The 14103-nt window shown below is 72.5% G+C and carries 11 protein-coding genes; 5 read left to right on the top strand and 6 right to left on the bottom strand.

What is annotated here, in order from left to right; genetic code table 11:
• Position 1: 1 nt before the first annotated feature.
• Positions 2–379, top strand: a complete 378-nt coding sequence (locus tag ACIP5M_RS03360; protein WP_401191270.1) for a hypothetical protein — start codon at positions 2–4, stop codon at positions 377–379.
• An 87-nt stretch (positions 380–466) separates the two neighbouring features.
• Here the strand turns inward: ACIP5M_RS03360 and ACIP5M_RS03365 are convergent, their stop codons facing one another.
• On the bottom strand, positions 467–838 hold the full coding sequence (locus ACIP5M_RS03365) for a hypothetical protein (protein WP_401191272.1): 372 nt from the start codon (positions 836–838) through the stop codon (positions 467–469).
• A gap of 161 nt (positions 839–999) precedes the next feature.
• On the opposite strand from ACIP5M_RS03365, the gene ACIP5M_RS03370 reads away from it, so the two are divergent.
• Both ACIP5M_RS03370 and ACIP5M_RS03375 read left to right on the top strand, forming a co-directional pair.
• Complete coding sequence (locus tag ACIP5M_RS03370) at positions 1000–1998, top strand: pirin family protein (protein WP_401191274.1); 999 nt, start codon at positions 1000–1002, stop codon at positions 1996–1998.
• A gap of 119 nt (positions 1999–2117) precedes the next feature.
• A complete protein-coding gene (locus tag ACIP5M_RS03375) occupies positions 2118–2759 on the top strand; it encodes a hypothetical protein (protein WP_401191275.1) in 642 nt (213 codons plus the stop codon).
• Between the two features lie 47 nt (positions 2760–2806).
• On the opposite strand, the gene ACIP5M_RS03380 is transcribed toward ACIP5M_RS03375, so the two are convergent.
• A complete protein-coding gene (locus tag ACIP5M_RS03380) occupies positions 2807–3871 on the bottom strand; it encodes an AI-2E family transporter (protein ID WP_401191277.1) in 1065 nt (354 codons plus the stop codon).
• Between the two features lie 39 nt (positions 3872–3910).
• A complete protein-coding gene (locus ACIP5M_RS03385; RefSeq protein WP_401191279.1) occupies positions 3911–6097 on the bottom strand; it encodes a SpoIIE family protein phosphatase in 2187 nt (728 codons plus the stop codon).
• A 136-nt stretch (positions 6098–6233) separates the two neighbouring features.
• On the opposite strand from ACIP5M_RS03385, the gene aspS reads away from it, so the two are divergent.
• Positions 6234–8051: an aspartate--tRNA ligase gene (aspS, locus tag ACIP5M_RS03390; protein ID WP_401191281.1), complete on the top strand. Its 1818-nt coding sequence runs from the start codon at positions 6234–6236 to the stop codon at positions 8049–8051.
• A 69-nt stretch (positions 8052–8120) separates the two neighbouring features.
• Here aspS and ACIP5M_RS03395 read toward each other — a convergent pair whose 3' ends face one another.
• The gene (locus ACIP5M_RS03395; protein WP_401191283.1) at positions 8121–9578 is read right to left on the bottom strand and encodes a VWA domain-containing protein; all 1458 of its coding nucleotides are present in this window, start codon (positions 9576–9578) and stop codon (positions 8121–8123) included.
• 295 nt (positions 9579–9873) lie between these two features.
• Here ACIP5M_RS03395 and ACIP5M_RS03400 point away from each other — a divergent pair, with 295 nt between their 5' ends.
• Positions 9874–11973 (top strand): PhoX family protein, encoded by a 2100-nt coding sequence (locus ACIP5M_RS03400; RefSeq protein ID WP_401191285.1) that lies wholly within the window; start codon positions 9874–9876, stop codon positions 11971–11973.
• Positions 11974–12057: 84 nt separating this feature from the next.
• Here ACIP5M_RS03400 and ACIP5M_RS03405 read toward each other — a convergent pair whose 3' ends face one another.
• The gene (locus tag ACIP5M_RS03405; protein WP_401191287.1) at positions 12058–13368 is read right to left on the bottom strand and encodes a sensor histidine kinase; all 1311 of its coding nucleotides are present in this window, start codon (positions 13366–13368) and stop codon (positions 12058–12060) included.
• Entirely contained in the window at positions 13311–14033 is a 723-nt protein-coding gene (locus ACIP5M_RS03410) for a hypothetical protein (RefSeq protein WP_401191289.1), read from the bottom strand. Before ACIP5M_RS03410 ends, ACIP5M_RS03405 begins: the two co-directional genes overlap by 58 nt.
• Positions 14034–14103 lie beyond the last annotated feature (70 nt).

Below are 14103 nucleotides of genomic sequence, written 5' to 3' on the forward strand. Positions count from 1 at the left end.
GATGGCTCGTACGTCGATCCGGACGAAGCTCGCCGCGGTGGCGGCCACCGGGATGCTGGCGCTGGGCACGGGGGTCCTGGCGGCTTCGCCGGCGGCCGCGTCGGACCAGGACTTCTACGGCTGCCATTCCGGCAACGCGTGCATCTGGGGAGCGGGCGCCGCCCTGAACACCGGCCCGACCCACCAGTACCGGCAGGCGGGGACCTACAACCTGAGCGGCCAGGAGAACTACCACTACGTGAAGAACAACCAGACCGACGGCTGGAAGTTCAAGCTCTGCACCGGCTGGAACGGCACGGGCACCTGCTACACGATGTACCAGGACGACCTGTGGTGGGTGAACCTCACGCCGATCAACTCGGTGGTCGTCACGCCGTAGCCCGCCAGCCCGGTGGCCCGCAGCTCGTAAGCCGAGGGCCCGTCCCCGCCGCAGTCCGCGGCCGGGGGCGGGCCCTGCGCCGTTTTTTCAGGCGCGGCGGGGCGTGCGCCACCACAGGAGGCCGGCCGCCACCGCGCCGGCCGCCAGGGCCACCGCGGCGTACGTCCACAGCAGCGGCAGTTCCGGCCGGTGCGCGAGGGAGAGCCGGACGCCCGCGAAGGCGAGTACGCCGACGACGTAGTCGGTCCCCTCGGCCCCGCGGCGTGCCGTCGCCCACCGCAGGAGCAGGCAGCCGGCCAGGCAGAGCGCGCCCCAGGTGGCCAGGTACGGCCACGGCGAACCGGGCAGCGGCGTCATCGGCATGCCGGTCGCCGCCCACCGCCAGGCCGCCCAGCCGAGGGCGACGAGCGCCGCCGAGGCGCCCAGGGGTTTCAAGAACGTGCCGGAAGTGCTGGTCATGCGGTGTCCCCTTGACGGTCGTGCGTGGTCTTCCCCGCTGTGAGGACGGCTGATCCGGGTCGCAGGTTGACGCGGGAATGACAGGGAGCGGAGCGCTGTTCTGCAGGTGTGGCAGAAAGTTCGGGTTTCAACTAAACTCGACGCAGAAGGAGGTTCCGACCATGCCTGCAGTGACTGTGGAGAACCCGTTGACGCTCCCTCGCGTCGCGGAGCCCGCTCAGGAGACGATCACCCGCAAGGTGCTGGCCGTCACGACCGCCCCCGGTGGTTTCGAGGGTGAGGGATTCCCGGTCCGCCGGGCGTTCGCGGGGATCAACTACCAGTACCTCGACCCGTTCATCATGATGGACCAGATGGGCGAGGTGGAGTACGCGCCGGGCGAGCCCAAGGGCACCCCCTGGCACCCCCACCGGGGCTTCGAGACCGTCACGTACCTGATCGACGGAACCTTCGTCCACCAGGACAGCCACGGCGGCGGCGGAGTCATCAACGGCGGCGACACCCAGTGGATGACCGCCGGTTCGGGCCTCCTGCACATCGAGGCCCCGCCGGAGGCCCTCGTCGTCAGCGGCGGGCTCTTCCACGGCCTCCAGCTGTGGGTGAACCTCCCGGCGGCCGACAAGATGATGCCTCCGCGCTACCAGGACATCGGCGGCGGCCAGGTCCAGCTGCTGTCCACCCCGGACGGCGGCGCCCTGCTCCGCATCATCGCCGGTGAGCTGGACGGCCACGCCGGCCCGGGCATCACCCACACCCCGATCACGATGATCCACGCGACCGTCACCCCCGGCGCGCAGATCACCCTGCCGTGGCGCGAGGACTTCAACGCCCTGGCGTACGTACTGGCCGGACGCGGCTCGGTCGGCGAGGACCGCCGGCCCGTCCACACCGGGCAGACGGCCGTCTTCGGCGAGGGCGGCTCGCTCACGCTGCGGGCGGACGAGTCCCAGGACTCCAACGCCCCGGCCCTGGAGGTCGTGCTCCTCGGCGGCCGTCCGATCCGGGAGCCGATGGCGCACTACGGGCCGTTCGTCATGAACAGCCGGCACGAACTCCAGCAGGCCTTCGACGATTTCCAGGCGGGCCGCCTCGGCACCATCCCGACCACCGCGCGGACCGGGCTGGGCCACCGGGGCGCGGGCGAGCCGGACGAGGACTGACCGGCCGCAGGGCCGAGCGGGACCCGCGGGCCCGGACGTCGCAGGGGCGGCGTACCGGGCCCGCCGCCGTCTCCCGGGCTGTGCATATGATCGGGTTTTCCTCGGCACCGGGAGCGCTCGTGACACACCGCCGGTACGGCCTGACGATCGCCGCCGTGACGGCAGCGGCCCTGCTGGCCGGCTGCCAGAGCGGCGGAGCGTCACCCCTGAGCCTGGACGGGCTCACCAAGACGGTCGACGGCATGCCGCCCAGGGGAGCCGACTCGTGCCCGCTGCCCTACGACCTCACCAAGGCGGCGAAGACCGCCGGAGTGGACGCCCCGACCGGACCCGGGCCGGTGAAGGACACCGGCGAACCCCTCGCCACCGGCGACGGCGGCAAGAACGCGCCCCCCGGATCCCCGCTGGCCGAGAACCCCGGCGCGCTGGTGAGCTGCACCTTCCACATCGGCCAGGAGGACCTCGAGGTCCGCACCGTCGTCACGCGCAACCCCTCGGCGGGCAACCAGCTCGCGCCCCTCACCCAGCAGCTGGCCGGGATGTCCCTCGACGACCTCACCGCCTACATGAAGCAGGTCGGCGAGGCCGAGACCGGCGAGCCGGTCGTGACGGGGAGCGGCAACGTCGCCGGCGTACGGCTGAAGCCCGACGGTGACGGGGACGCGTACCTGCTGGTCAGCGTCGGCGAGGACGGGCGCACCTCCCTGGGCCGGGCCAAGGTCGAGAGCCTGGCGAGCGCCCTCGCGGACCAGGTGCAGTAGGCCGGTCGCGCCCGGTCGCGCCCGGTCGCCGCGCGCGGCCGACCGGATCAGGCCGTTGCTTCGGCGCCGTAGCGGGACCGCAGTTCCGAGACCACCCCGAAGGCGGCCGCCGTCAGCGGCACCGCGAGCAGCATGCCGAGGATGCCGGCGACGCTCGCCCCGGCCGCGATGGCCAGCATCACCACCGCCGGGTGCATCTGCACGGTGCGGCTCTGCACCACGGGCTGGAGCACGTGGCCCTCGATCATCTGGACCGCCACCACCACCCCCAGCGCCCACAGGGCGATGGCCCAGCCCCGGTCGGCGAGGGCGACCAGGACCGCCACGGCGCCCGAGAGGATGGCGCCGAGGTAGGGGATGTAGGCCGTCACGAACACCAGGGCGGCCAGCCCCACCGCCCCCGGCACGCGGAGCACCAGCAGACCCGTCCCGATGAGGACGGCGTCGATCAGTGCCACGAAGGTGGTTCCGCGCATGAAGCCCTCGACGGCCCCGAAGGCGCGCCGTCCCATGGCCTCCACCAGGTCGCCCGAACGGTTCGGGACCAGCGCGCGCAGCGCCCCGGCGGCCCGGTCGGAGTCGCGGAGGAAGAAGAAGATCAGCACCAGCGCCAGCAGGGCCGTCCCGATCACGGTGCCGACCACGCTGAGCCCGGTGACCACGCCCGAGGCGGCCGTGCCGCCGAACTTGGCGAGCAGGTCCTTGGAGTTCTTCGCCATGTCGTCCAGCGAGGTGCCGACCGCCCCGAAGTGCTGCGCGAGGCTCTGGCCGGCCCGCCGGAGCGCGTCGACGATCTGGTCACCCGTCTCGATGAGCGCGAGGACGACGACGTACGCGGTCCCGCCGACGACCGCGAGCACGGCGAGGCACGTGAGGGCCGCGGCGAGGGAGCGGTTGACCCCCATGCGCACCAGGCGCCGGTGCAGCGGCCCGAGCAGGGCCGTGCCCAGCACGGCGAGCAGGACCGGCGTGACGACCGTCCGGAAGACGGAGCACAGCCATACGACGAGGGCCAGCACGGCGGTGACGAGGAGGACGACGGCGCACCAGGCGGCGACCCGGCGCACGGGCTCGGGCAGCAGGGCGGCCGGTGGGGTCTGCGGTGTCGGCACGGCTGTATCCAAGCACGGAGCCGCCCGCCGGCGGGGCCGTCAGTCCAGCGGGTCGGGGTCGGGTTTCGACCGCTCGTACAGCTCGAACCAGATCGACTTGCCCTCGCCCTGCGGGTCCACGCCCCAGGTGTCGGCCAGCATCTCCATCAGCAGCACCCCGCGGCCGCTGGAGGCCATCTCGCCCGGGTGCCGCTTGTGCGGGAGCTCGTCGCTCGCGTCCGCGACCTCGATGCGCAGCCGGCGCTCGCCCAGCTCGCCGACGGCCTCCGCCACCAGCAGGGCGTCGCCGTCGGTGTGCGTCAGTACGTTGGTCACCATCTCGGAGACCATCAGCACCGCCGAGTCCACCTGCTCCTCGTCGGCCCAGTCGTGCAGCAGCTCGCGGATCTGCCGGCGCGCGCCCGCGACCCGCTCCGGCTCGGCCTGGGCCACGGTCAGCATCGTGCGGCGGGCCGGCCGGGCCGGGTGCGGGGCGCCGCAGCCGCAGACCCCTCCCTCGCGGCACAGCAGCACGACGGCTATGTCGTCCTCGCGGCGGTCGGCCAGCGGGCCGGTGGTGTGGTGCGAGGAGGGCCCGTGCACGGCCTGGACCAGCAGGTCCGCCAGCCGTTCGAGGTGACCGGGCGTCGGCCCCGTCCCGGACTCGTCCGGGTCGGACTCCAGGACGGCGCGCAGCCGGGCCCAGCCGGTGTCCAGGTCGTGGCCGCCGGTCTCGATGAGCCCGTCGGTGCAGAGCATCATCGTTTCGCCGGGCTCCAGGGTGAAGCCGGTGGTGGGGTAGTCGGTGTCGGGGACGATCCCGAGGGGGAGCCCGCCCGCGGTGGGGCGCATCAGGACGGTGCCGTCCGTCATCCGGATCGCCGGGTCGGGGTGGCCGGCGCGGGCCACCTCCAGCATGCCGGTCCGGGGGTCGCACTCCACGTAGAGGCAGGTCGCGAAGCGCGGGCTGCGGAAGTCGGCGTCCTCGGCGTCCCCGGCCCCCTCGTAGGCCTCCGGCTCCTGCGAGGAGCACAGCCCGGCGAGGAAGCGGGAGGCGCGGGAGAGCACGGCGTCGGGCCGGTGGCCCTCCGAGGCGTACGCCCGTACCGCGATCCGCAGCTGGCCCATCAGGCTCGCCGCGCGGACGTCGTGGCCCTGGACGTCGCCGATGACCAGGGCGAACCGTCCCGAGGGCAGCGGGATCATGTCGTACCAGTCGCCGCCCACCTGCAGCCCGCCGCCGGTCGGGACGTAGCGTGCCGCGATCCGCATGCCGGGGATCTCGGGGCCGAGCTGCGGCATCATCGACCGCTGGAGGCCGGTGGTGAGTTCCCGCTCGCTCTCGGCCACCCCGGCGCGCTGGAGCGCCTGGGCCAGCATCCGTGCCACGGTCGTCAGGACGGACCGCTCGTCGGGGGAGAAGGACACCGGGTGCTTGAAGGCGGCCATCCAGGCGCCCATCGTCCGCCCGGCGACGATCAGGGGCAGGAAGGCCCAGGCGGTCCGCCCGAAGCGCTGGACGAGCGGCCAGGTGGCCGGAAAGCGCCGTTTGTAGTCCTCGGGGCTGGGGAGGTAGATCGCCCGGCCGGTACGGACGACCTCCGCGGCCGGGTAGTCCGTCTCCAGCCGCATGTCCGCGAAGGGGGTCTCGTCCCCGGCGTCGTGCCCGTGGTGCCCGATGATCGACAGCCGGTCCCCGGACACGCCGAAGACGGCCAGCCCGTCCGGGCTGAAGCCGGGCATGGACAGCGAGGCCGCGACCCGCAGCACCTCCTCCGTGGAGCGGGCCTCCGCCAGCGCGCGTCCCGCGTCGAGGAGGAAGGCCTCGCGGGAGCGCCGCCAGTCGCCGGTGATCGGGGTGTGCGCGGCCGTGGTGCCGGGCTGCGGCTCGGCGATCTCCTGGATGGTGCCGATCAGCTCGTAGTCGACCCGGCCCCCGGCCGTCCGGTTCTCCACCGGCTTCGAGCGGCTGCGTACGGTGCGCAGGACACGCCCGTCCTCGTCCATGATCCGCAGCCGGGCCTCGGCGAGGGTGTCCTCGGCCACGGCCAGGTTGACGATGCCGTTGATCTCGTTCCAGTCCACCGGGTGGAACCGCGACCGTACGGCGACCTCGGGGAGGATCACGGGCTCGGCGGGCAGCCCGAGGAGCCGGGCGGCCTCGCCGTCGAGGGTGACCGTCCCGGAGGCGTTGTCCCACCGCCACAGGCCCGTCGCGATGGCGGCCAGGACGTCCTCGGTGCGCACCTGGTCATCTTTACAGGTCATCCCACGGACGTGCCTGTTCGGCGCCCTGTCCGGGCGTGCCCGCGAGCTGTCCCTCTCGGACGGTAACCTTGCAAGGGTTGAGTCCACCCTGGTATCGCGAAGAACTGGATGACTGATGCATCGGTACAGGTCCCACACGTGCGGCGAGCTCCGTGCCTCTGACGTCGGCGCCGACGTCCGGCTGAGCGGCTGGCTGCACAATCGTCGAGACCTGGGCGGCATCCTCTTCATCGATCTGCGGGACCACTACGGCATCACGCAGCTCGTCGCCCGTCCCGGCACCGCCGCCGCCGAGGTCCTGGACAAGCTCTCCAAGGAGACCGTGGTCCGGGTCGACGGCAAGGTCGTCTCGCGCGGCGCCGAGAACATCAACTCCGAGCTGCCGACCGGCGAGATCGAGATCGAGGCCGTCGAGGTCGAGGTGCTCGGCGCGGCCGCCCCGCTGCCCTTCACCATCAACACCGACGACGGTGTGAACGAGGAGCGGCGCCTGGAGTACCGCTTCCTCGACCTGCGCCGCAAGCGCATGCACGACAACATCATGCTGCGCTCGGCCGTCATCGCCTCGATCCGCTCGAAGATGGTGGCCCTCGGCTTCAACGAGATGGCGACCCCGATCCTCACCGCGACCTCCCCCGAGGGCGCCCGTGACTTCGTCGTCCCCTCCCGCCTGAACCCGGGCAAGTTCTACGCCCTGCCGCAGGCCCCGCAGCAGTTCAAGCAGCTGCTGATGATCTCCGGCTTCGACCGGTACTTCCAGATCGCGCCCTGCTTCCGCGACGAGGACGCCCGCGCCGACCGTTCGCCGGGCGAGTTCTACCAGCTCGACGTGGAGATGTCCTTCGTCGAGCAGGAGGACGTCTTCCAGCCCATCGAGCGGCTGATGACGGAGATCTTCACCGAGTTCGGCAACGGCCGCGAGGTCACCTCGCCGTTCCCGCGGATCCCGTTCCGCGAGTCGATGCTGAAGTACGGCAACGACAAGCCCGACCTGCGCGCCAAGCTGGAGCTCGTCGACATCACCGACGTCTTCGAGGCCTCGGAGTTCAAGGCGTTCGCCGGCAAGCACGTGCGCGCCCTGGCCGTGCCGGACACCGCCGCGCAGCCGCGCAAGTTCTTCGACGGCCTCGGCGAGTACGCGATCTCGCTGGGCGCCAAGGGCCTGGCGTGGGTCCGCGTCGGCGAGGACGGTTCGCTGACCGGCCCGATCGCCAAGTTCCTCACCGAGGAGAACGTCAAGGTCCTCACCGAGCGCCTGGGCCTGACCCCCGGCCACGCCGTGTTCTTCGGCGCCGGCGAGTTCGACGAGGTCTCCAAGATCATGGGCCCGGTCCGCGTCGAAGCCGCCAAGCGCGCCGGGCAGTTCGAGGAGAACGTCTTCCGGTTCTGCTGGATCGTCGACTTCCCGATGTACGAGAAGGACGAGGAGACGGGCAAGATCGACTTCTCGCACAACCCCTTCTCCATGCCCCAGGGCGGCATGAAGGACCTGGAGGAGAAGGACCCGCTCGACATCCTGGCGTGGCAGTACGACATCGTCTGCAACGGCATCGAGCTGTCCTCCGGCGCGATCCGCAACCACGAGCCCGAGGTCATGCTGAAGGCCTTCGAGATCGCGGGCTACGAGGCCGAGACCGTCGAGCGGGAGTTCGCGGGTATGCTGCGCGCGTTCCGCCTCGGCGCCCCGCCGCACGGCGGCATCGCCCCGGGCGTGGACCGCATGGTCATGCTGCTGGCCGACGAGCCGAACATCCGCGAGACCATCGCCTTCCCGCTGAACGGCAACGCCCAGGACCTGATGATGGGCGCGCCGACGGTGCTGGAGGAGTCCCGCCTGCGGGAGTTGAACATCGCACTGCGCAAGCCGGTGGAGACGAAGCCGGCGGACGCGAAGCCGATCGCGGAGGCCGTCCACCCGGACGCTGCGCGCTAGCCGTAGCCGTAGCCGTACGCGTAAGGGCCCGGGGTCTGTGACCCCGGGCCCTTGCGCGTGGTGCGGCTGCTAGAAGCGCTCGAGGATGCCCTTGAGGAGCGCGGCCGAGCTCAGCTCCGCGGGGGCGGGGCCGGCGTGGAAGAACCCGGCGTTCTCGGCGTCCAGCTTGCGCAGGAAGTCGAAGGCCTTGGAGTCGTGGTCGCCGAACGCGACGAACTGCCAGTGGATGCCGGGGGCGGTGGTGGCCGCGTCGGCGATGGCCTGGCGGGCCGGCTGGCGGTTGTCGGGCGCGCCGTCCGTCTGGAACACGACCAGGGCCGGGCCCTCGCCGTCCTTCTGGTAGCGCTCGACGACGGCCTCGACGGCCACGTGGTAGCTGGTGCGGCCCATCCGGCCGAGCTCGGCGTGGCGGGCCTCCACCCAGTCCTGGTGGTCGTCCAGGGTCAGGTCGGCGGTCCCGTCCACCTCGGTGGAGAAGAAGACGGTGTGCACGGTCGCCTCGTCGTCGAGGTGCGCGGCGAGGGCGAGGGCGTGGTCGGCGAGGTGCTGGGCGCTGCCGTCCTTGTAGAACCCGCGCATCGAGCCGGAGCGGTCCAGCACCAGGTACACCTTGGCGCGCGCCCCGGTCTTCCCCTTGCCCCGCAGCACCTGGCCGGCCGCCTTGTACGCCGCGAGCACGCCGGGCGCCCGCCGCTTGACGCTCGCCAGTGCGTGCGCGGGGGCCGCGGGCTCCGCGGCGGCCGCGTCCTCGGTGCCGGCCTCGACGGCGACGGGCTCCGCCGCCGCGACCGGCTCGGGCTCGGTCTCGGGCTCGGCCTCCGCCACGGGGGCGGCGACCTCGGCCTCGGCGGCCACCGGCTCCGCCTCGGGTGCCGTCTCGGCGACGGGCTCGGCCTCGGCCTCGGCGGCCACGGCCTCGGGCGCCGTCTCGGCCGACACGGGCTCGGCCTCGACCTCGGGCTCGGCCTCCGCCTCGGGGGCGACCTCGGCCGTGACCCCGGACTCCGCCTCCGGTGCGGGGGCGGCCTCGTCGGCCACGACCTCGGGCTCGGCCGGTGCCTCCGCCTCGGGGGCGGCGGCCTCGGGCTCGGCCGTGACGGCCACGGGCTGGGTCTCCGGCTCCGGCTCGGGGGCGGGAGCCTCCTGCTCGGCGGCGGCGGGTTCCGGCTTCGGCTCGGCGGCCGGGGGCTGCTGAACCGTCGCAGACTCGGGGCGGCGGGCCTCCGGGACCGTCGGGTCCGGCGCCTGTCCCTGCGTCGGCGCCTGCCCCTGTCCCTGCGCCTGCGCCTGGGACGGGGCCGGGTCGGGCGCCGGGGCCGTGAGGACGGTGCCCGGTTCGCGGTCCCGCGGGGCGGACTGCGGCGGAACGGTGGGGTTGTCGAAGGACGCCGCCACCAGCTCGGCCGCCACGTCCAGCGGGGTGCGTTCCGCCTGGCTGGGGACGGCCGCAGAAGTGGAGTCCGACGTCTCCGGAACGGCTTCCGCAGACCGTCCGAACACCTTGCGCAACAAGCTCCGAATACCCATGGGCCAGGCCTTTCGCATGAGTGCGTGCGTCATTTGTCCGTGCTGCGCGGATGATCCCTGCCCAGAGTGGACACGTAAGGTTATCGGCCGCCGAGCTGGATCTTCGGCAGGGGCGCCTTTCGTGGCGTCCGGCCGGTCCCGACCCTCGCACCGTCCACCGAACTTCCGCCCCGACGCGCCGGGTTCACCGGACGTTCATCCTTCCGCCGCCGCTTCGGCGCAACCCGGCCCTAGCGTCACGCTGGATCGATTCCGACACGTTGTCGGCGCTCATGCAGCTACTCGGAGGACACTCGTGCGCAAGCTCCTGCCGCTCATCGGCAATCCGCATGGGGGCGGCCGTTCCGCCCTCACCTGCCGCTACCGCTGCGGCGACGCCTGCTTCCACGAGGTGCCGAACACCAGTGACAACGAGTACGTGGGCGACGTCATAGCCAAGGCGTACTCCCGTCGCTCGATGCTGCGGACCGCCGCCATCGTCACCGTCGCCACCGCCGGCGGCGCCGCCATCACCCTGAGCGGCCCCGGCCAGAGCGCCAACGCCGCCCCCGCCGGCGAGGCCGAGGCCGCCGGCGCGGGCCAGGGCGGCGGGGCCGCCCGCGGCCTGCGGTTCACGCCCGTCGCGCCGAACACCGCCGACCAGGTCACCATCCCCGAGGGCCACGACCAGAACGTGGTCATCCGCTGGGGTGACCCGATCGTCAAGGGCGCCCCGGGCTTCAACCCCGACCAGCAGACCGCCGCCGCCCAGGCCGGACAGTTCGGCTACAACAACGACTTCCTGAGCCTGCTCCCGCTCGACGACAGGTACGCGCGACAGCAGCTGCTCGTGGCCAACCACGAGTACACCGACGAGAACCTCATGTTCAAGGGCTACGACCCGGCCAACCCGACCCGCGAGCAGGTCGAGATCGCCTGGGCCGCGCACGGCCTCGGCGTGGTCGTGGTCCAGGAGGACCACCGCTCCGGCAAGCTGACCGCGGTCAACCGCCACCAGCTGAACCGCCGCCTCACCGCCACCAGCGAGTTCCGCCTGACCGGTCCGGTCGCCGGAAGCGCCCTGGTGAAGACCTCCGCCGACACCACCGGCACCAAGGTCCTCGGCACGCTCAACAACTGCTCCGGCGGCACGACCCCGTGGGGCACCACCCTCCACGGCGAGGAGAACTTCAACCAGTACTTCGCCCACGCCGGCAAGGTCACCGACGCCACCCAGGCCGCGCGCCTGAAGCGCTACGGCGTGAGCACCGGCGAGACCGAGCGCAAGTGGGAGCGCTTCGACAAGCGCTTCGACGTCACGCAGGAGCCCAACGAGCCGAACCGCTTCGGCTACGTCGTCGAGCTGGACCCGTACGACCCGAACTCCACCCCGCGCAAGCGCACCGCGCTCGGCCGCTTCAAGCACGAGGGCGCCCAGCCCCGCCTGACCGAGGACGGGCGCCCCGTCGTCTACATGGGCGACGACGAGCGCTTCGACTACTTCTACAAGTTCGTCTCCTCGAAGCAGATGAAGAAGGGCAACTCCCGCGCGGCGAAGGAGCACAACCTCACGCTGCTCGACGAGGGCACCCTCTACGTCGCCAAGCTCACCGGTGACACCCCCGCCGCCGAGATCGACGGTTCCGGCAAGCTCCCCTCCGACGGCGAGTTCGACGGCTCCGGCGTCTGGATCAAGCTCGCCACCGCCTCTCCCTCCGGCAACGTCTCGCACGTCGAGGGCATGACCGCCGAGGAGGTGTTCGTCTTCACCCGCCAGGCCGGTGACAAGGTCGGCGCCACCAAGATGGACCGTCCCGAGGACATCGAGCCCTCGCCGCGCACCGGCCGCGTCTACGTGGTCCTGACCAACAACACCGACCGCGGCAAGGCCGGCAAGGCCGGTGCGGACGAGGCGAACCCGCGCAACCTGAACAAGCACGGCCAGATCCTGGAGCTGGCCGAGTACTTCGACGACCCGGCCGGCGACGCCTTCGCCTGGCGGCTCTTCCTGGTCGCCGGTGACCCCAACGACCCGGCCACCTACTTCGCGGGCTTCCCGAAGGACAAGGTCAGCCCGATCTCCTGCCCGGACAACGTGACCTTCGACCCGCACGGCAACCTGTGGATCTCCACGGACGGCAACCAGCTCGGCTCCCACGACGGCCTGTTCGGTGTCGCGACCGCCGGTGAGCGCCGCGGTGAGCTGAAGCAGTTCCTGACGGTCCCGCGCGGCGCCGAGACCTGCGGCCCGCTGGTCCAGGACAAGCGCGTCCTGGTCTCCGTCCAGCACCCGGGCGAAATCGACGGCGCTTCCGTCGAGAAGCCCCAGTCGGTGTGGCCCGACGGACCGGGCAAGATCGTGCGCCCGGCGGTCGTGTCCGTCTGGCGCAAGGACGGCCGCAACATCGGCGTCTGACCGAGCCGGTTGACCCGAGCCGGTTGACCCGAGGGGCATGTCGGCGTGTTTCACGTGAAACACGCCGTCGGGCGGCCAATCCGGTCAACTCCCCTCGGACAGCCTGCCGACGGGCAGCCGGAGGGTGGTCATCGCGCCCCCGTCGGGGGCGTTGGTGAAGCCCAGCGCGATCTCCAGGACCGCCGCCTGGCCGGCCACGATCGTCAGGCCCAGACCGTGGCCGCGACCGCGGCCCGGATCGCCGGTGCGGAACCGTTGCGGGCCCTGTTGGATGAGCTCGGGCGGATAGCCCGGTCCGTGGTCGCGGACCACGATCACCGGGCCCTCCACGGTCACCTCGACGGGGGGCCGGCCGTGTTTGTGCGAGTTGACCAGCAGGTTGGCCAGGATCCGGTCCAGCCGGCGCCGGTCGGTGAGCACCGTCGCGTTCCGCACCACCGTGACCTCGGCGGCCAGCCGGGTCGCGGCGACCGCCCGCCGTACCGCCCGGCCGAGTTCCACCCGGGCCAGGTCGGCCCGTTCGACACCCGAATCCAGCCGGGAGATCTCCAGCAGGTCCTCGGTGAGCCGGTGCAGGGCGTTGAGCCGGTCGTTGATCATCTCTTTGGGACGCCCCTCCGGCAGCAGCGCGGCCGCGGCCAGCGAGCCCGTGAGGGGGGTGCGCAGCTCGTGCGCGACGTCCGCGGTGAAGCGCTTCTCGGCCTCCAGCCGCTCCTGGAGGGACCCGGCCATCGAGTCCAGGGCGTGCGCCACGTCCCGTACCTCGTCGCGGTAGCGGGTGGGCCGTTCGTCGTCGGGGCCCCCTCCGGCCGGGAAGCCCACGCGGGCGTCCAGGTCCCCGGCACTGATCCGGCGGGCCACGGCGGCCGTGGTCGCGAGGCGCCGGCTGATGCGGTTGGCGAGGAACAGACCTGCCAGTGCCACCACCCCGGCGGCGAGCAGCGAGGAGGCGAGGATCGCCGTGTCGATGTCCCGCAGCCGGTGGCGGGTGCTCTCGTACGGGATCCAGACCGCGAGGGCCTTGTTGTCGGCGGGGGCGGCGGCCCACATGACGGGCCTGTCGTCGTGCGCGCCGACCATGCTGCCGGTCCGGCCGCGTGCGACGAGGTCGCGCAGGGGGCGGGGCAGGTCGGGCGGGTCGAGGGCGATGTTCACGTCGCCGTGCGTGGTGCCGTACTCGTAGTGGCCGAGGGCGTGGTCGAGTTCGGTGTTCACGTCCTTGCGGACCTCTCCGACGACCTGCCGGGCGACCACGTTGTGCACGAGGATCCCCAGGGCGGCCGCGACCGCGCAGCACACGAGGGTGGTGGTGAGGGCGATCTTCCAGCGCAGGCTGCTCAGCGCGCGCATCGCGGTCCGTCGCCGGTGGGGGTGGTGTCCGACAGGGCGGGGCATTCGTCCAGGGTGAGCTGGGAGAGGCTCATGATCCCGGCCTTCTGGTCCCAGACGTAGTCGGAGACGGCGACGTACTTCGGGTTCGAGGTGGGCTCGCGGACCGCCAGGTGTTCGGCGGCCACCTCGACGCCTTCCAGGACCGCGCGACGGGCCAGTACGCGGGCGATGGAGCCGTCGTCCCGGACGGTGTAGACGCGCAGCTCGCTCAGGCGGCCGTCGATGTCGAGGGCGGTGATCAGCTCCTCCCGGCCGTTGCCGGTCAGGTCGTGCAGGACACCGGGCCGCACCGGGCAGCCGGGACCGCCGTCCACAGCCTGTGTGCAGAGCGCGAGCCGCTCGACGGCGCGGGGGTCGACGAGGCGGCCGGTCCCGCCGTCCTGGGCGAGGGCGGCGGTGAGGTCGGCGCGAACGACGGCCGGGACGCTCACCCCCCGCATGCTGAGGTTGGCGACCTTGGGGATGCCGGGCACGACGGCGGCCGTTCCGGGTTTCTGGCCGGGGTCGGGCGGGGCGGGGCGGATGTTCTTCCACAGGCTCTGGGGGGCGTGCACGGTGCCGAGGTCGCCTTCGCTCCTCAGCCCCTGGACGTCGGCGCAGCCGGTCACCGCCGCGAGCGCGGCGGTGAGGGCGGTCCCGGCGAGGGCGCGGTGGCAGCGCATGCGCATGCCCCGATGCTCCCCCGCCACCGCGCCCGGGGCCCGGCCACGCACCCATCCGGGGGACCCGGCGCGGCAG

Origin of the sequence: Streptomyces sp. NPDC088762 (assembly GCF_044750905.1) — a bacterium.
Taxonomy (GTDB): Bacteria; Actinomycetota; Actinomycetes; order Streptomycetales; family Streptomycetaceae; genus Streptomyces.